Below are 18,937 nucleotides of genomic sequence, written 5' to 3'. Positions count from 1 at the left end.
CTCATGCCGGCGTCGACCTAGCATTTTCTTGTTCGGCGCCGGCATGAGCGAGCGCAGCGAGCGAACGACAAGGGTTATCTCATGCCGGCGTCGACCTAGCATTCTTTTCTTCGAGGCGGTGCCGGCATGAGCGAGCAGGGGGGCGGTCCGGAGGAAATGGTCGGGGAGGTCCTGCGACGGCTCGACGATCTCGATGAGGTCGAGATCGACGAGCACCCGGCGCGCTTCGATGCCGTCCACGACGATCTGCGGCGTGTGCTGCGTGGCGAACCGGTCGCTCCGCCCTCATGAGCGAGCGTAGCGAGCGAACGATGGGGTATCTCATGCCGGTCATCGTCTACCGTGCTTCTTTTCGGGCGGTGGCGGCATGAGCGAGCGTAGCGAGCGAACGATGGGGTATCTCATGCCGGTCATCGTCTACCGTGCTTCTTTTCGGGCGGTGGCGGCATGAGCGAGCGTAGCGAGCGAACGATGGGGTATCTCATGCCGGTCATCGCCTACCGTGCTTCTCTTCAGGCGGTGGCGGCATGAGCCGACGGGTCCGCCTCGATGCCGAGCTCGTGCGCCGGGGTCTGGCCGGCTCTCGTGAGCAGGCCGCCGGTTTGATCGCCGATGGCGTGGTGAGCGTCGCAGGAGCCACGGCGAGCAAGCCCGCGACGCAGATCACCACCGACCAGCCGATCGTGATCGCGGAGGACACGGGCCCCCGTTATGCATCGCGCGGCGCGTACAAGCTGCTCGGCGCGCTTGACGTCTTCGAACCGGCCGGACTGGACGTGCGCGGTCGCCGCGCGCTGGACGCCGGAGCCTCGACCGGAGGGTTCACCGATGTGCTGTTGCGGCGCGGTGTCCATGAGGTCATCGCGGTCGATGTCGGCTACGGCCAACTCGTATGGGCCTTGCAGAGCGATGAACGCGTCCGGGTGCTGGACCGCACCAATGTCCGGGGTCTCACCCGCGAGCAGATCGACGGTCCCGTCGACCTGGTGGTCTCGGACCTGTCCTTCATCTCCCTGACGATCGTCATCCCGGCGCTCACATCGGTCACCGAGTCCGCTGGCGATATCGTCCTGATGATCAAGCCGCAGTTCGAGGTGGGCCGCTCGAATCTCGGCAAGAACGGTGTGGTGCGCGACCCGGCTCTGCATGCCGGAGCGATCATGCAGGTCTGCGAGAGCGCCCAGAACCACGGATGGGGCACCCGGGCGCTGGCACCGAGCCCCCTGCCGGGGCCTGCGGGTAACGTCGAGTACTTCTGCTGGCTGCGTTCGGATGCCCCGCCCCCGGACCTCGCCGACGCGGAGCGGGCCGTCGCTGCCGGACCGCTGTCCCAACGAGGAGGAGCCTCGCGATGAGAAGTGTCCTGATCACCGTGCACGTCGCGCGCCCCGATGCCGCGGCGGTCGCGGCGACCTTCGCTCGCGAGCTTCAGAAGGCCGAGATCGAGGTCCGCATCCTGGACAGCGAATACGACGCGATCGCGGCCCAGGGCGTCGAGGACCTGGTCGTCGTAGCCGCCGGTCCCGGCGCTGCCGCCGGCTGCGATCTCGCGGTCGTCTTCGGTGGCGACGGCACGATCCTCCGGGCGGCGGAGATGTGCCGCGGCACGGGGGCAGCCGTCCTGGGCGTGAACCTCGGGCACGTCGGCTTCCTCGCCGAGGCCGATGTCGAGGACCTCCACGAGATCGCCGAGCGGGTGGTCGCGGCGGACTTCGAGGTCGAGGAGCGGCTCACCGTCGACGTCTCGGTCACCGTGGGAGGCCGCGAGGTCGGTCGCAACTGGGCCCTGAACGAGGCGACGGTCGAGAAGGCCTCGCGCGAACGCATGATCGAGGCCGTCGTGGAGATCGACGGTCGTCCGGTGTCCCGCTGGGGTTGCGACGGCATCGTCTGTGCCACGCCCACCGGCTCGACGGCCTACAACTTCAGCGCGGGAGGGCCCATCGTCTGGCCGGAGGTGGCCGCGCTGCTCATGGTCCCGATCAGCGCGCACGCGCTCTTCGCCCGCCCCCTGGTGGTCTCGCCGGACTCGACGCTCGCTATCGAGATCGTGGGTGAGACCCCGGCCAGCATCCTGTGGTGCGATGGCCGCCGCGCCGCCGAGCTGCCGGTCGGCGCTCGTATCGAGGTACGTCGCGGTGCCGAGCCCGTGCGGCTCGCCCGCCTGCACACCGCTCCCTTCGCCGATCGGCTGGTGCGCAAGTTCGAGCTGCCGGTGGCCGGGTGGCGCGGCGCGGCCGAGCGGCGCCGGGAGGCGATGTCCTGATGTGGAACTACCTGCGGTTGTCGTCCCTGGGCGTGATCGAGGAGGCCGAGCTCGAGCTCGGTCCCGGATTCTCGGTCATCACCGGGGAGACGGGGGCCGGCAAGACCATGGTGGTCACCGCCCTCGGATTGCTGCGCGGCGAGCGCGCGGATTCCGGGCTCGTGCGGGTGGGCGCCGATCGGGCGCGGGTCGAGGCCGGTGTCGGCGTTCCGCCGGGGTCCGTGGCCGCCGGACTCGTCGAGGAGGCCGGTGGCGAGGTCGAGGACGGGGAGATCCTCCTCGGACGGGTGCTGTCCGCTCAGGGCCGTTCGCGTGCGACCGCCGGCGGTGCGACGGTCCCCGCCACTGTCCTCACCCACGTCGCCCGCGAGCTCGTGGCGGTGCACGGGCAGTCCGATCAGCAGCGCCTGGTGCTGGCCGCTCAGCAACGCGATGCCCTCGATCTGTACGCGGGAGCGGAAGCACGCGAGGCGCTGGAGGCCTATCAGGACGTCTATCGCCGCTGGCGCGAGGCGCAGCGTTCGCTGGCGCAGTTGCGCGAGCACGCGGGGGAGCGGCTCCGCGAGCTGGAGATGCTGCAACACGGTCTCGGTGAGATCGAGGAGGTCGATCCGGCTCCCGGCGAGGACGAGGAGCTCGCAGCGGAGGAGGCGCGGCTCGCGCATGCCGAGTCGCTCATCGCGGCGGCGGCCGCCGCCGCGGAGGCGCTCTCCTCCGATGAGGGTGGCGCGGGCGTGATCATCGGCTCGGCGCATCAGCAGCTCGCTCACGCGGGAGGTCACGACGAGCGGCTGGACGGACTGGCCGAACGACTGGCGGGTGCCGGGATCGAGGTGGCCGATATCGCCTCGGAGCTGCAGCACTACGCGGCCGATATCGATCTCGATCCGGCGCGTCTGGCGGCGGTGCAGGAGCGCAGGGCCGCGATCACCGCGCTCGTCCGCCGCTACGGGCCGACCCTCGACGATGTCCTGGACTGGGCGAAGTCCGCCGCCGCGCGAGTGCCCGAGCTCGACGGCGACGACCAGCGGCTCGACCAGCTGGAGGCCGAGATCGCGACGCTCGGACCGCGGGTCGACGAGCTCGCCGAGCGACTGCGCGCGGTGCGGCGGTCCGCGGCCGGCACCTTCGCCGAGCGGGTACAGGCCGAGCTGGCGGAGCTGTCGATGCCCTCGGCCCGCCTCGAGGTGACGGTGGAACCAGCGGAGGAGCCGGCGCCACACGGCGCCGATGTCGTCGAATTCGGCTTTGCCGCCAACTCCGGCACCGCTCCCCGGCCGATGAGCAAGGGAGCGAGCGGGGGTGAGCTCTCACGCCTGATGCTCGCCCTGGAGATCGTCCTCGCCGACGAGCACACCGTGCCGACCCTCGTCTTCGACGAGGTCGATGCCGGGATCGGCGGCAAGGCAGCCGTCGAGGTGGGCCGACGGTTGGCGCGCCTCGCCCGCCACGCGCAGGTCATCGCCGTCACCCACCTCCCGCAGGTCGCGGCCTTCGCCGACGACCACTTCGTCGTCACGAAGTCCGATGACGGTGCCGTGACCGCGAGCAGTGTGCGCCGGCTCACCCTGCAGGAGCGGGTCGACGAGCTTGCCCGGATGCTCGCCGGACTGGATGACTCGCGTGCCGCGCAGGAGCACGCGCGCGAACTCCTCGACCTGGCCGGCCACGCAGTGGCCGAGTAGCGATCCTGGCCCGATCGGGACAGGGCGAGGACAGTGCTGCGCCGTGGCTCGCAGAGCCGCCCTATCGCATCATCGCGTCAGCCTCGACATTCGGGAGGTCACGTCGCGGTGACGACCTCGTCGTGCCTCCGCGATCTGGGGGGCCTGGCGTGTCAGCATGGAAGGCGCTATGGCTCTTCTCAAACGCAATCGCGTGGTCGATCCGGACGCGCCGGGTGTGCGCGGACCGGCGCGCATCGCGCGTCAGTCGTCGGATTTCGCCGGTGTCCGTGCCGGCGATGTCGTGGTCATCGACCTCCCAGATCTGGAGGTCCAGGACGCCGAGGTGCTCGTCGCCCGCGAGGTCGCCGCGGTCGTCAACGCCGCCCCGTCCTCCACCGGCCGGTACCCCAATCTCGGTCCCCAGGTGCTCACCAGCGCCGGAATCCACCTCGTCGACGACGTCGGTGAGGGGTTGTTCGCCCGCCTGCGCAGCGGAGAGCAGCTGCGCGTGGAGGGTTCTTCGGTCTTCCGTGGTGAGGAACTGCTCGCCACCGGCATCGAGATGACCGGCGAGCGCATCTCCGAAGGACTCACCCAGGCGTCGACCGAGCTGTCGAACCGGCTCGACTCGGTGACCGCCAATGCCTCGGACCAGCTGCGTCGTGAGCGGGCGATGCTCTTCGAGGGTGCCCGCATCCCGCGGCTCCAGCAGTCCGGCCGGGGACGCGCCGCGGTCATCGTGGCTGACACCTTCGATGTCGAGGACGACCTCAAGGGCATGCGCCGGTTCATCCGCGACAACGACCCGCTCCTGATCGGCGTCGGCAAGGGCGGTGACGTCATCGCCGGCCTCGGCCTCGTCCCACACGTCGTCATCGGCACGGACGAGCAGCTGACCAACAGCTCGATCGCCAAGGCTCGCGAGGCCGTGGTGGTCTCGCCGGCGGGCCGCCTGGACCATCCCGAGCGGTTCGAGCAGCACGGCACGAATGCCATGGTGTTCGCGGCCAGCGGGGCGAGCGAGGATCTCGCCATCCTGCTCGCCGACCACAATGACGCCGATGTCATCGTGCTGGCCGGCGCCCCGCCGACCCTCGTAGCCCTGCTGGAGCGCGACACCGCCGATGTCGGCAGTGCCTTCGTGGCCCGGCTCAAGGCCGGCACCAAGGTCGTCGACGCGAAGGCCGTACGGTTCTTCGCGGTGCAGCGACTCACCTGGCTCGTGCCATTCCTCCTCTTGCTCGCCGGTGTCGTCGCGGTGATCGCGGCGGTGCTCACCACCCCGGCCGGCCAGGTCTGGTGGACGGAACTGCGTGATCTCGTCGCCAGCGGCATCTCCTGGATCGAAGGACTCTTCTCGTGATCAACCTGCGGTACCACCTCGTCTCCTTAGCGGCCGTGCTCTTCTCGCTCGCCGCCGGCATCGCCATCGGCGCCGGTCTCCTCGACGACGCCGGCGCCAGCATCGCCAGCAATCAGAACCGGCAACAGGACATCTCCCCGGCGGTCGCCGGATTCGATGCCGCCTATGCCGAGAACACCGGTCCGGATCTGATCCGCGACTCATTGAGCGATCAGAGCGTGGTGGTCTTCACCACGCCCGGTGCCCAGGACGCCCAGGTCACCGGCATCGTGGAGAATCTGCAGACCGCCGGAGCCCAGGTCACCGGCCAGGTCGCGTTGACCTCCAAGCTGCTGGCCCCCGCCAACCGTCAGTTCTCCGAGGGGGTTGCCAATCAGTCCGGCGGCGACGCGGTGACCGGTGAGAGCGCCTACCAGCGGATCGGCTCGGCTCTCGCGCGTGCCTATCTCGGCACCGAGACAGCCGAGACCGACCAGGACGCCCGCACGATCCGCTCCGCCTTCGTGCAGGGTGAGCTGCTGGATCAGACCACCGAGCCGGAGCAGACGGCGACCCTCGCGGTGATCGTCACCGGTCCGGCCTCGCCGGACGATGCCGACTACGGCGCGGTCGTGGCTCAGCTGGCGCCCGCCCTGGACGATGCAAGCAGCGGTGTCCTCGTCACCGGGCCGGTCTCCTCCTCGGAGGACCGTGGCATCGTCGGTCGGGTCCGTGCCGCAGACGGCACCCAGGACATCTCCACCTTCGATGTCACCGACTCGGCCACCGGGCGCATCATGGCCGTGGCTGCGCTGGCTCGCGAAGCCGAGGGCAATCCCGGTTCGTGGGGCACCTCGCGCGCCGCGGACGGTCCCATCCCGTAGGGCGCGATCACGACGCACGTGGCGGCGCGCTCCAGGCAGGGAGTCGCTCAGATAGCTACTCGACCACCGAGCCATCCCTCGCTGGTCGAGTAGCTATGTCGGCTAACGGTAGACGATAACCCCCTGTCGCGCCTCGTGAGGTCCGGTGATCGAGCACGTCAGCCGGTCACCGCCTCGACCCTCGGTGGCCCGCGACACGCGTAGCGCGATTCGGTCGCGGGCCGCTTTCTTGCTAGGCTGGAATCCCGTGGAGCTCACACGTCAGGGGTTCTGCACCACCTTCGATCCACGGGAGTCACCTTGGCAGGTAGCGCGGTCACCAAGCACGTATTCGTCACGGGGGGCGTCGCGTCGTCACTGGGCAAGGGGCTGACCGCCTCGAGCCTCGGCCGCCTGCTCAAGTCGCGAGGGTTGCGGGTCACGATGCAGAAGCTCGACCCCTACCTCAATGTCGATCCCGGCACCATGAACCCGTTCCAGCACGGCGAGGTCTTCGTGACCGATGACGGTGCCGAGACCGATCTCGATATCGGCCACTACGAGCGCTTCCTCGATGAGGACCTCGTCGGCCGCGCGAATGTCACCACCGGCCAGGTCTATTCCGAGGTCATCGCCCGTGAACGTCGTGGCGACTACCTCGGCGACACCGTCCAGGTCATCCCGCACATCACCAATGAGATCAAGGACCGCATGCTGTCGATGGGCGGCACCGATGTCGACGTCGTCATCCACGAGATCGGTGGCACCGTCGGCGATATCGAGAGCCAGCCCTTCCTGGAGTCCGCGCGCCAGGTGCGTCACGAGATCGGACGTGGCAATGCCTTCTTCCTGCACGTCTCGCTCGTGCCGTACCTCGCTCCCTCGGGTGAGCTGAAGACCAAGCCGACCCAGCACTCCGTCGCGGCGCTGCGCTCGATCGGCATCCAGCCCGATGCGATCGTGTGCCGCTCGGACCGGCCCATCCCGCAGAGCGTCAAGCGCAAGATCTCGCTGATGTGCGATGTCGACGAGGAGGCCGTCGTGACCGCCAGCGACGCGCCGTCGATCTACGACATCCCGAAGGTCCTGCACAGCGAGGGACTCGATGCCTACGTGGTGCGCCGCCTCGACCTCCCCTTCCGCGATGTCGAGTGGACCGAGTGGGATGAGCTGCTACGCCGTGTGCACGAGCCCTCGGAGGAGGTCACGATCGCCCTGGTCGGCAAGTACATCGACCTGCCCGATGCCTATCTGTCGGTCGCCGAGGCGCTGCGAGCCGGAGGTTTCGCCAAGGACGCGCGCGTGAACCTGCGATGGGTCCCGTCCGATGAGTGCGCCACCGAGGCCGGCGCGGCGCAGCACCTGGGCGATGTCGACGGCATCTGCGTGCCGGGCGGCTTCGGTGTGCGCGGTATCGAGGGCAAGATCGGCGCCCTCACGTACGCGCGAGAACGTGGCATCCCCACATTGGGTCTCTGCCTCGGCCTGCAGTGCATGGTCATCGAATATGCGCGCACGAAGGCCGGGATCATCGACGCGTCGTCCTCGGAGTTCGACCCGCAGACCGAGCATCCGGTCGTGGCCACGATGGCCGAGCAGGAGGCCTTCGTCGAGGGTGAGGGCGATCTCGGCGGCACCATGCGCCTGGGTCTGTACCCGGCCTCGCTCATGCCCGGCAGCATCGTCGCCGAGACCTACGGCAGCGAGCAGATCGGCGAGCGCCACCGGCACCGCTACGAGGTCAGCAATGCCTACCGTGGACAGCTGGAAGACGCCGGACTGGTGTTCAGCGGGACCTCCCCGGACGGCAAGCTGGTCGAGTTCGTGGAGCTGTCGCGCGAGGAGCACCCCTTCTACGTCGCCACGCAGGCGCATCCGGAGCTGCGGTCGCGTCCCACCCGGCCGCATCCGCTGTTCGCCGGGCTCGTCGGTGCCGCGCTCTCACGCCAGCTGGAGATGCGGCTGGCATGAGCGGAGACCAGAACCGGGATGTGCGCCAGATTCGTCAATCCGCGGGGGATCGGGTCGACGATCCGGGAGGAGATCTCGGTACGGGCAGGGCGCATCCTCGATTGCCGGGGATGCTGGCCGAACGAGTCGCCGATGAGGCGGCCCGCTGGCCGGTGGCGCGGGTCGAGTCGGCCTTCGAGAATCCCTATCTGAGCGTCGCGGTGGACACCATCGTCGACCCCTCGGGAGATGAGCACAGCCGAGTGGTGGTGCGTCCGCATGGAGCCGTCGCGGTGCTTGCCCTCGACGAGGACGACCGCGTGCTGCTGGTCGAGCAGTACCGCCACGCGGTCAGACAGCGCCTGATCGAGATCCCCGCCGGCACGCTCGATGTCGAGGGGGAGCATCCGGCCGAGGCGGCGGCGCGTGAACTGGGCGAGGAGGCTGACCTCCTCGCCGGGCACTGGCAGCCGCTGCTGGAGATGGTGGCGACGCCTGGATACTCCAGCGAGCGGTGGACGGCCTATCTGGCCACGGAGCTGACCGCCCTGCCGGAGGCCGAGCGCACGCGGCGCGAAGCCGAGGAGGCCGATATGCGGCAGTGGTGGGTGCCCTTCGAACGGGCCGTGGACCTCGTCCTGGACGGCAAGATCACCGATGCGCTGACGGTGGGGGCGATTCTGGCGGCACGCGTCCGGCGGCCCAGGTGACCATCGAGCGTGCGGTCGCGGACTATCTCGCGCACCTGGGCATCGAGCGGGGCCTTGCCGACAACACGCTCCAGTCGTATCGACGCGATCTGCGTCGTTATGCCGCCTTCCTGGAGTCGGTGGGACGCACCGAGCCGTCGCAGATCACCGTGCAGGATGTCGCGGACTTCACCGCCGCTCTGCGCATCGGCGATGACGAGCACCGTCCGCTGGGGACGTCGAGCGTCGCGCGCACGGTGGTGGCGGTCCGCGGGTTCCATCGCTTCCTGCTGCGCGAGCAGCTGGTGACCGTCGACGTCACAGATGACGTCAAGCCGCCGCGACCGACGTCGCGATTGCCCAAGGCGTTGCCGCTGGACGAGATCGAGGCGATCATCTCGGCGGCCGGGAGCCCCGGCACGGCCCTCGCCAAGCGCGACCGCGCCCTGTTGGAGCTGCTATATGGCACGGGGGCTCGCATCTCCGAGGCCGTCGGCCTGGATGTCGACGACATCGACCTCGAGAACGGGTCGGCGCTGCTGCGGGGCAAGGGCTCCAAGCAGCGCATCGTCCCGGTCGGCAGCTATGCCGTGGACGCGGTCGGCGACTATCTCGCCGTCGGGCGCCCCGCCCTCGCCAACGGCACGAGCCATGCGCTGTTCCTCAACGCACGCGGCGGCCGGTTGTCCCGGCAGAGCGCGTGGACGGTGCTCAGCCGGGCCGCGCAGCGCGCCGGGATCGCCGCCGAGAAGGTCTCCCCGCACACCTTCCGGCACTCCTTCGCCACCCACCTGCTCGACGGCGGAGCGGATGTCCGTGTGGTCCAGGAGCTCCTCGGCCATGCCTCGGTCACCACGACCCAGATCTACACCCTGGTGACCGTCGAGAAGCTGCGCGAGGTCTACGCGACGGCTCACCCGCGGGCGCGGTGACGGGGCGTAGAGTGGCGTCCGTGAGTAGCAACAAGTCGACATGTGAGGGCCCCCGATGAGCGCCCCCGAGACCGGTCCCACCGGGCGTCCGATGCCGGTGCTCGCCGCGCCCGGGCCGCGTGCCGGCAATGGTCCCGCGCAGATCATCGCGATGTGCAACCAGAAGGGCGGAGTCGGCAAGACCACGACGACGATCAATCTCGGTGCCGCACTGGTCGAGGACGGTCGGCGGGTGCTGCTGGTCGACTTCGACCCGCAGGGCTCGATGACCGTCGGCCTCGGCTACAACGCGCACGAGATCGAGCTGAGCGTGTACCACGCGCTGATGGACCGCGAGGTCCCGCTCAAGGACGTCATCGTCCCGACCTCCACTGATGGACTCGATCTAGTGCCAGCCAATATCGACCTGTCGGCCGCCGAGATGCGGCTGGTCACCGAGGTGGGCCGCGAGCAGGCCCTGGCGCGGGTGCTGCGCGAGGTCGCTCAGGACTACGACATCATCCTCATCGACTGTCAGCCGTCGCTCGGGCTGCTGACGGTCAATGCGCTGACGGCTGCGCATGGCGTCATCATCCCACTGGAATGCGAGTACTTCGCCCTGCGCGGCGTTGCTCTGCTGACGGAGACGATCGAGAAGGTCCGCGAGCGTACCAACTTCGATCTGCGCATCATCGGCCTGCTCGGCACGATGTACGACAGCCGGACGCTGCACGGCCGGGAGGTGCTCCGCACCCTGGTCGACGGCTGGGGCGATCTGGTCTTCCACACGGTGATCCGCCGCACGGTCAAGTTCTCCGACTCGACGGTGGCAGGAGAGCCGATCACGGCCTACGCCCCGACATCGCGGGGCGCGGATTCTTACCGAGAGCTCGCTCGTGAGGTGCTGCAGCGATGCCCCGACGCGTGAATCTGCCCGGTGCGGACGAGCTGTTCCGCGCCACGGCCCCCCGGGCGACCGCCGCGCCCGCACCTGAGGCCACCGAGCCGCAGTCTCCCAAGGCGAGTGGACGGGTCAAGCACGATGAGAAGATGACCGTCTACCTCACCAGCGAGGAGCTGCTGGCTCTGGAGCAGGCACGCATCCAGCTGCGGGCCGAGCTCGGTCGCAAGATCGACCGTGGCCGTCTGGTGCGTGCCGCGATGGCGCTCGCTCTCGAGGATATCGGCGCGCGTGGCAGCGAGAGCGATATCGCGCGGAGACTGGCGGACTCGTGAGCGGGCGAAGCGAGCGAGCCATGCGTGCGTTCACGAGGCCGTCCGCCGATACTCGTCGTCGCATCGTGCGGGTGACCTCGTGAGCGAGCGAAGCGCGTGAGCGAACTGGGCGTCGCGGAGGCCGAGGGGGGTGAGCACGACGGCTTCTCGGTCACACTGGGCAACTTCGAGGGACCCTTCGATCTGCTGCTGCAGCTCATCGCCAAGCACCAGCTCGACATCACCGAGGTGGCGCTCTCGGTGGTGACGACCGAGTTCATCGCCTACACCAAGACCCTCGAGGACGATCTCGAGGCGACCACGCACTTCCTTCTCGTGGCGGCGACGCTGCTCGATCTCAAGACAGCCCGGCTGCTGCCGCAGGCCGAGATCGAGGATGAGGACGACCTGGAGCTGCTGGAAGCGCGTGACCTGCTCTTCGCGCGTCTGATGCAGTACCGCGCCTTCAAGCAGGTCGCGGCCTTCCTGGCGCAGCGCTTGGATCGTGAGCTGCGGCGCGTACCGCGCGCGGTCACGCTGGAGCCGCGATTCGCCCGGTTGCTGCCCGAGGTGCAGATCCCGGCCACGATCGATGATCTGGCCGCTCTCGCCGCCGAGGCGCTGCGGCCCAAGGCGCCGCCGATCGTCTCGCTCGCGCATCTGCACGCACCCGCGGTAAGCGTGCGCGAGCAGGGCCACCTGGTGGTCGATCGGCTGCGACGCGATCGCTCGCTGACCTTCCGTGCGCTCACCTCCGACGCACCCGATGTCGTCACCAAAGTGGCCCGGTTCCTGGCCTTGCTGGAACTCTTCCGCGAGGGAGTGCTCGCCTTCGACCAGGCCGAGCCTCTGGCGGAGCTGACCGTGCGATGGACCGGCACCGATGACGGCGATATCGACGTGGGCGATGAGTTCGATGAGTTCGACGACGCAGGACGTGACGATGACCCAGAACAATGACGAGCAGGTGCCGGCCGATGAGGAGCAGCCGGTGGTGTTCGAGCTGCGGCCGAGCCTGGAGGCGATCTTGATGATCGCCGACGAGCCGTTGCCCGCGGTCACGCTGGCCTCGGCGATCGGGCACCCGACCGATGCCGTCATCGAGGCCCTGGTCGACCTCGCCGATGAGTACACCGAGCAGGGTCGGGGCTTCGAGCTTCGCGAGGTCGCCGGCGGGTGGCGGTTCTACACCCGCGACGAGCACGCGGACGCGGTCGCCGCTTTCGTGCTCGATGGTCAGCAGGCCCGGCTCAGTCAGGCGGCGCTCGAGACGCTGGCCGTCGTCGCGTACCGGCAGCCGATCAGTCGCTCGCGGATCTCGGCTATCCGCGGTGTCAACGTCGACGGTGTCGTGCGGACGCTGCTGACCCGCGGGTTGATCGAGGACCGGGGGAGCGACGCCACCTCCGGCGCGACACTCTACGGAACCACCTCGTACTTCCTGGAACGGATGGGCCTGGGGAGTCTGGAGGAGCTGCCCCCGCTCGCGCCGCTGCTGCCCGAGCTGGACGACCTCGACGGTGAGCTCGAACGGGTGGCCGGCGAGGTGGCGGAGGCCGAGGAGTCGGCTGAGCCGGAGACGATGGAGCCCGAGACGACGCAGGAGAGTACCGATGAGTGAGGTCGAGTTCGAGGACACCGGGGCGATCCGCCTGCAGAAGGTGCTCGCACAGGCCGGTGTCGCGAGCCGCAGGGCCAGTGAGGAGCTCATGGCCCGCGGCCGGGTCGAGGTCAACGGCGAGGTGGTGACCCGTCTCGGAGTGCGCGTGGACCCGGTGCGGGACGTGATCCGTGTCGACGGACGACGTGTCCCTCCGCCGAGCGAGCACGCCTATCTGCTGTTGAACAAGCCGCGAGGAGTCGTGAGCACGATGGCCGATGAGAGCGGCCGGCCGGACCTTGCGCGCTTCGTGGCGGGCCGCGACGACCGGCTGTTCCATGTCGGGCGTCTGGACACCGACACCTCGGGCCTGCTGATCCTCACCAATGACGGCGATCTCGCGCACCGCCTCGCGCATCCGTCCTTCGAGATCGCCAAGACCTATGTGGCGCTCGTCGAGGGCCAGGTGCCGAACTCGCTCGGCCGGACGCTGAGCGAGGGGGTCGAGCTGGACGACGGGCCTGCCGCGGTGGACCGCTTCGTGGTGCGCGATCGCGGCAAGGGACGGTCCCTGGTGGAGCTCGACATCCACATCGGACGCAATCGCATCGTGCGCCGGCTGCTGGACCACGTCGGGCATCCGGTCGTCGAGCTGACCCGCACGGGCTTCGGACCGCTGCGCCTGGGCGATCTCAAGGTGGGCACGATGCGGGACCTGTCGCGCGACGAGCGTGGCGACCTCTTCGATAGCGTGGGAATATGACCTCTGCTGTCCCCAGCCCCGTCCTCATCGTGGGATGCGGGCTCATCGGCACGTCCGTGGCGCTGGCGTTGGCCGAGCGCGGCGCGCAGGTGCATCTGGAGGACCGTGATCCGCAGAACGTGCGGACCGCCGCGGAGGCGGGGGCCGGCACAAGCGATCCCGTGCACGCGCCCGAGCTCGTCGTCGTGGCGACGCCCCCGGGCGCGGTGGTGTCGGCGGTCGAGGATGCGCTCGCGCGTTTCCCCGATGCGGTGGTGACCGATGTCGCGAGCGTCAAGGCGGCGATCGTCGAGGCGGTCGATGATCCGCGTTTCGTGGGCGGTCATCCGATGGCGGGCAAGGAGCGCTCGGGTCCCGCCGCCGGCTCGGGCCAGCTGTTCGAGGGGCGTGCCTGGGCGATCGTGCCGGGGGAGCGGAGCGAGCCGTCGGCGGTGGATCTGTTGGAGCGCACGGTGGTGGAGATCGGGGCCGTGCCGCGCCGGTTCGCGCCGCGCGCGCATGACGAGGCCGTGGCGCTGGTGTCCCATGTGCCGCACCTGATGGCCAATCTGACCGCGAGTCTTCTCTCCGGGGCGCCGGAGGGGCACGTCGACCTCGCCGGGCAGGGCCTGCGGGATGTCACGCGTATCGCGCGCAGCGATGCCGACCTGTGGGTCGACATACTCAGCCACAACTCCTCGGCCATCACGCCGCTGCTGACGACCTTGCGCGACCGCCTCGACACCCTGATCGGCGCCGTCGGCGAGGACTCGTCCATCGTCGACGGACTGCTGAAGCAGGGACGTGCGGGCACCACGACGATCCCGGGCAAGCATGGTGATCTGCCGACCGAGGTCACCAGTGTCTTCGTCCCCATCGATGACACCCCGGGCGAGCTGTCGAGGCTGTTTGGCGATGCCGCCGGAGTCGTCAACATCGAGGATCTGCGGATCGACCACGAGGTGGGCCGTCCGGTCGGCCTCGTGGAGCTCGTGGTCCTGTCGGGACGTGCCGATACGCTCGTGGAGGCCATGCGGGCCAAGGGATGGTCCGCTTACCGATGAGGAGCACCGTGGGAAGACCCATCGTCATCGCGATCGACGGACCCTCCGGGTCCGGCAAGTCGAGCACGTCGCGAGGGGTCGCGACGGCGCTGGGCTATGACTACCTCGACACCGGGGCGATGTACCGGGCGATGACATGGGCGCTGCTGCAGCGCGGTGTCGATGTCACGGATGAGGCGAAGGTGGCCCAGGAGGCGACAGCGGTCTCGATCGTGTCGGGTGTCGACCCGCAGGAGCCCACCATCACGGCCGATGGCAGGGATGTGTCCGGGCCCATCCGCACGGATGAGGTGACGGCGGCGGTCAGTCCCGTCTCGGCAGTGGCCCGGGTGCGTGAGCTCCTCGTGCAGGCGCAGCGCCAGGTGATCGGCTCGTCCACGTCAGCGGGCCGCGGTATCGTCGTCGAGGGCCGCGATATCGGCACGGTGGTCGCTCCCGATGCGCCGCTGAAGATCTATCTCGTGGCCGATCCGGCGGCGCGGGCGGCGCGTCGCGCGGCGGAGCTCGGCGGTGCCGATGCCGCCGCGACACAGGAGTCCCTGGCCCGGCGCGATCAGATCGACTCGACCCGGGCCGCCTCGCCGCTGACCCAGGCCGATGACGCCGTGGTGCTCGACGGCACACACCTGACCCTCGATGAGGTCATCGAGCACATCGTCGGCCTCGCCCGCGACGCCTCCTGACCCTGGGCGGTGAGTCATCCTGCCCTTGCGGCTCTGGGCGTTGAGTCATCACATAGGTGAGGTGCGCCGGTGGGGGATGGCTCACCGCCCGATGCGCGATCCTCGCGGGTCATCTCGCGCAGACTCACCGCTTCCAGTCCATCGCGTCACGGGTGCTGGCCGGCCAGGGGAGGATCGGTAGGATCGTGGGGTGTCCGAACAGCCCGTCCTCGCCGTGATCGGCCGCCCCAATGTGGGCAAGTCGACCCTCGTCAACCGCATCATCGGCCGTCGCGAGGCGGTGGTCGAGGACACTCCGGGCGTGACCCGCGACCGGGTCTCCTATGACGCGCTGTGGAACGGCCGGACCTTCACGGTGGTCGACACCGGCGGTTGGGATCCCGACGCGAAGGGCATGGCCGAGCGCATCGCGCAGCAGGCCGAGATCGCGATGACGGTGGCGGACGCCATCTTGTTCGTCGTCGACTCGCGGGTGGGGATCACCGATGCCGACGAGCGCGTGGTCAAGCTGCTGCGCGCTTCCAAGAAGCCGGTCATCCTGGCGGCCAACAAGGTCGATGATCAGCGCGGCGAGCTGGAGGCGGCGGCGCTGTGGAACCTCGGTCTCGGCGAGCCGATGCCGATCTCCGCGCTGCACGGCCGGGGGAGCGGCGACCTGCTCGACGCCGTCCTCGACGCGCTGCCCGACCCGCCCGAGGAGGACCTCAACGCTCCTGAGGGCCCGCGTCGCGTGGCGATCGTGGGCAAGCCGAATGTGGGCAAGTCGAGTCTGTTGAACAAGCTCGCCCGCGAGGAGCGGGTCGTGGTCGACAACGCCTCGGGCACCACGGTCGACCCGGTCGACGAGATCATCGAGCTCGGCGGCCGCGAGTGGACCTTCATCGACACGGCCGGTATCCGCCGCCGGGTCAAGGAGGCGTCGGGGCACGAGTACTACGCCAGCCTGCGCACCAGCACCGCGATCGAGCGTGCCGAGGTGGCGGTGATGATCGTCGATGCCAGTGAGCCGATGAGCGAGCAGGATGTGCGGATCATCAACTCCATCCAGGACACGGGGCGCGCCCTGGTCATCGCCTTCAACAAGTGGGATCTTGTCGATGAGGAGCGTCGTTACTACCTCGAGCGGGAGATCGACCGTGAGCTGGTGCAGGTGCCATGGGCGCCGCGCATCAACATCGCGGCGCTGACGGGATGGCATGTCGACCGGCTGGTGCGGGCACTCGATGCCGCGCTGGAGGGTTGGGAGACGCGTGTGCCGACCGGCGCGCTCAACTCCTTCCTCGGGCGGCTCGTCTCGGAGCATCCGCACCCGGTGCGCGGCGGCAAGCAGCCCAAGATACTCTTCGGCACCCAACCGTCCACGTCGCCGCCGACCTTCGTGCTGTTCACATCGGGCAAGCTCGAGGCCGGCTACCTGCGGTTCATCGAGCGCCGCCTGCGCGAGGAGTTCGGCTTCGTCGGCAGCCCGATCCATATCCAGCAGCGTGTCCGCGAGAAGCGAGGCCGGCGGTAGGCCATCGGCCTTTCGTCACCGGTGGCGGCATCTGGTCAACCTCACACCGAGCGGATGGTTGACCACGTACCGCCGCTATCGTGGGGCCGTGATCGAGATCTGGGTCAATCCGGCGTGTTCGAAGTGCCGGACTGCCGTGAGCGCCCTCGATGAGGCGGGCAGCGAGTACGTGATCCGCCGGTACCTGGAGGATGTGCCCACGGTCGAGGAGATCGAGGATGTCCTGGGCCGGCTCGGGCTGCAGCCGTGGGACATCGCTCGCCGCCCGGATGCCAAGAAGCTCGGCGTCGAGCTCCCGGCGAAGGAAGCGGAGCGCCGCGACGACTGGGTGCGATTGCTCGCCGAGAATCCGAAGCTGATCCAGCGCCCCATCATCACCGCGAGCGATGGGACCACCGCCGTCGCCCGGGATCCTGAGACCCTGAATGACATCATCACCCGCGGCTGACCCCAGACCTCAGCCTGTGCAACTTTTGCCGGGTTGTGGCCCTCGCCGACGGCGTATCGGGGCCACAACCCGGCAAAAGTCGGGCGTCCGGCCGGTGAGTCTCAGGACTCGGAGGGGTAGGTGTAGAAGCCCTCGCCCGTCGCGACACCGAGCTTTCCGTGATCGATGAAGTCACGCTTGAGGGCCTCGGCGAACTTCCGCTGGGTCTCGTCCTCACTCATGCTCGCGATGTTGTAGGCGGTGGTGAGGCCGACGATATCGAAGATCTGGAAGGGGCCGTTGGGGGCACCGGTGCCGATGCGCCAGGTCTTGTCGATGGTCTCGGGGTCGGCGACGCCGTTGACGTAGAGGGCGCCGGCAGCGTTGAGCAGGGGCACGAGCAGGGAGTTGAGGACGTAGCCGGGCTGCTCCTTCTTGACCTCGATCGGGACCATGCCCTGCTCCTCGGCGAATTGGACGACCTGGCGGTAGACCTCGGGGTCGGTCTTGGAGGTCGCCATCACCTCGGCCGTGTTCATGGCCCAGATGCGGTTGGCGTAGTGCAGCGCGAGGAACTTCTCGGGCCGGCCGGTGGCGTCCATGAACGAGCTGGGCAGCAGGGTGGAGGAGTTGGTGGCGAAGATCGTCTTCTCCGGTGCGGCCTGGCCGACCTTGGTCCAGGTGTCGGTCTTGATCTGCGGGTTCTCTGGGACGGCTTCGATGACGAGGTCGGCGTCCTTGACGGCCTCGGCGAGGTCGGTGGCGTAGGCGATGCGGTCGAGCGCGGCGGCGGACTTGCCGTCCTTGGCGCCGTCGACCTCTGCGTCGTAGGTCTTCGCGAGGTCGGCGAAGCGCTTCTTGGCGGCGGCGATGGCGTCGTCGTCGATATCCCAGGCGGTGACCTGGAAGCCGGCGTAGGCGCTCTGGTACGCGATCTGCGATCCGAGCACTCCGGTGCCGAGCACGGTGACGTGGGTGAAGGTGGTCATGATGATGTCCTCTCTCGGGGTGTGGTGAGGTATCCGCGGACGACGAGGGTGGCGTGTTCGCGGAAGTCGTGGATGAAGGCGGAGCCGTCGAGCCGCTCGCGTTCGGTGCGCAGGATGAGCACGTGGAGGCTGGCGTAGAGGGCCTCGGCGGCGATCCTGGGATCGGGTGCGTCGGGGGATCGCCATGCGTCGCGGAGAATGTCGGCGATCGCGGCGATGAGCTCGTCGACGAGGCGCAGTGCTTCGGCACGGTGCTCCTCGTCGGGGGAGCCGTCGAGGACGTTGCGCTGGTAGGCGGCGAGGTTCTCCAGCGAGAGGGTGTCGGCGGTCATGGGGGAGACGAGGGCGGTGAGCCGCTCGACCGGGTCGTCGATGGTCTCGCAGGCGGTGCGGCCGGAGCCCAGCGCTTCGCGGAAGCGGGTGTTGCCGGCCATGAGGAGCAGCTCGGCTTTGGTCGCGGCATAGCGGAAGAGCGTGCCGTGGGAGACGTCCGCCTCCTCTGCGATCTGGGCGGTGGTGGTCGCGGCGAAGCCTTGCGTGGCGAAGAGGCGGCTGGCAGCGGCGGTGATCCGCTCGCGCTTCTGCGCCTTGTTGCGCTCGCGCCGCGCGTTTTCGGCGGCCATCCTTCTCACCTCGGATCTGAATGTGTGCTCATTAATGAGTGTACTCCGTTTTGGTACGGGCTCAAGGGCGCTGAGGGAGGACCTCCCTGCTCGGGGCTCGCGCGGGTGCGCTAGTATCGTCGAGTTGTCACGGGCTGTGGCGCAGCTTGGTAGCGCACTTGACTGGGGGTTAAGTGGGTTAGCCTCGCGTCAGGCCCGGAAAACTGAACAACGGGATGTGGCGCAGCTTGGTAGCGCACTTGACTGGGGGTCAAGGGGTCGCAGGTTCAAATCCTGTCATCCCGACAAAATATGCCTGATATCAGGCATATTTTCGCTCGGTCTGCTTCGGCGGATCGAAGGGTGGAGATCGCTCTTCGGAGATGCTTCGAATGAGTGTCCAGGAGTCCGGGT

Annotated in this window: 20 protein-coding genes and 1 tRNA gene; 19 read left to right on the top strand and 2 right to left on the bottom strand. The window is 68.8% G+C overall.

From position 1 onward, the window contains the following. Positions 1-126: 126 nt before the first annotated feature. The 18 genes from BHE97_RS20255 to BHE97_RS18915 all read left to right on the top strand — a co-directional run bounded on the left by BHE97_RS20255 (position 127) and on the right by BHE97_RS18915 (position 16,953). Positions 127-291, top strand: a complete 165-nt coding sequence (locus BHE97_RS20255; RefSeq protein WP_170931512.1) for a hypothetical protein — start codon at positions 127-129, stop codon at positions 289-291. 236 nt (positions 292-527) lie between these two features. Continuing rightward, the gene (locus BHE97_RS18995) at positions 528-1,355 is read left to right on the top strand and encodes a TlyA family RNA methyltransferase (protein ID WP_087625607.1); all 828 of its coding nucleotides are present in this window, start codon (positions 528-530) and stop codon (positions 1,353-1,355) included. Beyond that, complete coding sequence (locus BHE97_RS18990; RefSeq protein WP_087625606.1) at positions 1,352-2,266, top strand: NAD kinase; 915 nt, start codon at positions 1,352-1,354, stop codon at positions 2,264-2,266. The genes BHE97_RS18995 and BHE97_RS18990 overlap by 4 nt, the downstream gene beginning before the upstream one ends. After that, positions 2,266-3,951 carry a DNA repair protein RecN gene (recN, locus tag BHE97_RS18985; RefSeq protein WP_087625609.1) on the top strand — a complete coding sequence of 562 codons (1,686 nt, stop codon included), beginning with the start codon at positions 2,266-2,268 and terminating at the stop codon, positions 3,949-3,951. The genes BHE97_RS18990 and recN overlap by 1 nt, the downstream gene beginning before the upstream one ends. Positions 3,952-4,120: 169 nt before the next feature. Further along, entirely contained in the window at positions 4,121-5,296 is a 1,176-nt protein-coding gene (steA, locus tag BHE97_RS18980) for a putative cytokinetic ring protein SteA (RefSeq protein WP_087625605.1), read from the top strand. Next, entirely contained in the window at positions 5,293-6,159 is an 867-nt protein-coding gene (locus BHE97_RS18975) for a copper transporter (RefSeq protein ID WP_170931511.1), read from the top strand. Before steA ends, BHE97_RS18975 begins: the two co-directional genes overlap by 4 nt. Before the next feature lie 300 nt (positions 6,160-6,459). After that, complete coding sequence (locus BHE97_RS18970; protein ID WP_087625603.1) at positions 6,460-8,109, top strand: CTP synthase; 1,650 nt, start codon at positions 6,460-6,462, stop codon at positions 8,107-8,109. Next, the gene (locus BHE97_RS18965; RefSeq protein ID WP_087625602.1) at positions 8,106-8,798 is read left to right on the top strand and encodes an NUDIX hydrolase; all 693 of its coding nucleotides are present in this window, start codon (positions 8,106-8,108) and stop codon (positions 8,796-8,798) included. The genes BHE97_RS18970 and BHE97_RS18965 overlap by 4 nt, the downstream gene beginning before the upstream one ends. Further along, on the top strand, positions 8,795-9,709 hold the full coding sequence (gene xerD, locus BHE97_RS18960) for a site-specific tyrosine recombinase XerD (RefSeq protein WP_087625601.1): 915 nt from the start codon (positions 8,795-8,797) through the stop codon (positions 9,707-9,709). Before BHE97_RS18965 ends, xerD begins: the two co-directional genes overlap by 4 nt. Positions 9,710-9,764: 55 nt before the next feature. Next, the gene (locus BHE97_RS18955) at positions 9,765-10,616 is read left to right on the top strand and encodes a ParA family protein (RefSeq protein ID WP_087625600.1); all 852 of its coding nucleotides are present in this window, start codon (positions 9,765-9,767) and stop codon (positions 10,614-10,616) included. Continuing rightward, entirely contained in the window at positions 10,601-10,924 is a 324-nt protein-coding gene (locus tag BHE97_RS18950) for a hypothetical protein (protein ID WP_087625599.1), read from the top strand. The genes BHE97_RS18955 and BHE97_RS18950 overlap by 16 nt, the downstream gene beginning before the upstream one ends. Before the next feature lie 96 nt (positions 10,925-11,020). Continuing rightward, positions 11,021-11,863 carry a ScpA family protein gene (locus BHE97_RS18945; RefSeq protein ID WP_087625598.1) on the top strand — a complete coding sequence of 281 codons (843 nt, stop codon included), beginning with the start codon at positions 11,021-11,023 and terminating at the stop codon, positions 11,861-11,863. Beyond that, positions 11,847-12,524 (top strand): SMC-Scp complex subunit ScpB, encoded by a 678-nt coding sequence (gene scpB, locus BHE97_RS18940; RefSeq protein WP_087625597.1) that lies wholly within the window; start codon positions 11,847-11,849, stop codon positions 12,522-12,524. Before BHE97_RS18945 ends, scpB begins: the two co-directional genes overlap by 17 nt. Beyond that, the gene (locus BHE97_RS18935) at positions 12,517-13,266 is read left to right on the top strand and encodes a pseudouridine synthase (protein ID WP_087625596.1); all 750 of its coding nucleotides are present in this window, start codon (positions 12,517-12,519) and stop codon (positions 13,264-13,266) included. The genes scpB and BHE97_RS18935 overlap by 8 nt, the downstream gene beginning before the upstream one ends. Beyond that, a complete protein-coding gene (locus BHE97_RS18930) occupies positions 13,263-14,309 on the top strand; it encodes a prephenate dehydrogenase (RefSeq protein WP_087625595.1) in 1,047 nt (348 codons plus the stop codon). The genes BHE97_RS18935 and BHE97_RS18930 overlap by 4 nt, the downstream gene beginning before the upstream one ends. Positions 14,310-14,317: 8 nt before the next feature. Then, positions 14,318-14,992, top strand: coding sequence for a (d)CMP kinase (cmk, locus tag BHE97_RS18925; RefSeq protein WP_236757797.1), 675 nt, complete (start codon positions 14,318-14,320; stop codon positions 14,990-14,992). A 190-nt stretch (positions 14,993-15,182) separates the two neighbouring features. Next, on the top strand, positions 15,183-16,505 hold the full coding sequence (gene der / locus BHE97_RS18920) for a ribosome biogenesis GTPase Der (protein WP_087625593.1): 1,323 nt from the start codon (positions 15,183-15,185) through the stop codon (positions 16,503-16,505). 88 nt (positions 16,506-16,593) lie between these two features. Then, complete coding sequence (locus tag BHE97_RS18915; RefSeq protein ID WP_236757796.1) at positions 16,594-16,953, top strand: ArsC/Spx/MgsR family protein; 360 nt, start codon at positions 16,594-16,596, stop codon at positions 16,951-16,953. A 101-nt stretch (positions 16,954-17,054) separates the two neighbouring features. Here BHE97_RS18915 and BHE97_RS18910 read toward each other — a convergent pair whose 3' ends face one another. Then, a complete protein-coding gene (locus BHE97_RS18910; protein ID WP_087625592.1) occupies positions 17,055-17,921 on the bottom strand; it encodes a 3-hydroxyacyl-CoA dehydrogenase in 867 nt (288 codons plus the stop codon). Beyond that, the gene (locus tag BHE97_RS18905) at positions 17,918-18,544 is read right to left on the bottom strand and encodes a TetR/AcrR family transcriptional regulator (RefSeq protein ID WP_087625591.1); all 627 of its coding nucleotides are present in this window, start codon (positions 18,542-18,544) and stop codon (positions 17,918-17,920) included. Before BHE97_RS18905 ends, BHE97_RS18910 begins: the two co-directional genes overlap by 4 nt. 211 nt (positions 18,545-18,755) lie before the next feature. On the opposite strand from BHE97_RS18905, the gene BHE97_RS18900 reads away from it, so the two are divergent. Then, positions 18,756-18,829, top strand: a tRNA-Pro gene (locus BHE97_RS18900). Positions 18,830-18,937 lie beyond the last annotated feature (108 nt).

Source organism: Aeromicrobium sp. PE09-221, assembly GCF_002174305.1.
In the GTDB taxonomy this organism is placed as follows: domain Bacteria; phylum Actinomycetota; class Actinomycetes; order Propionibacteriales; family Nocardioidaceae; genus Aeromicrobium.
This window is presented reverse-complemented; position numbering and strand designations above follow the sequence as displayed.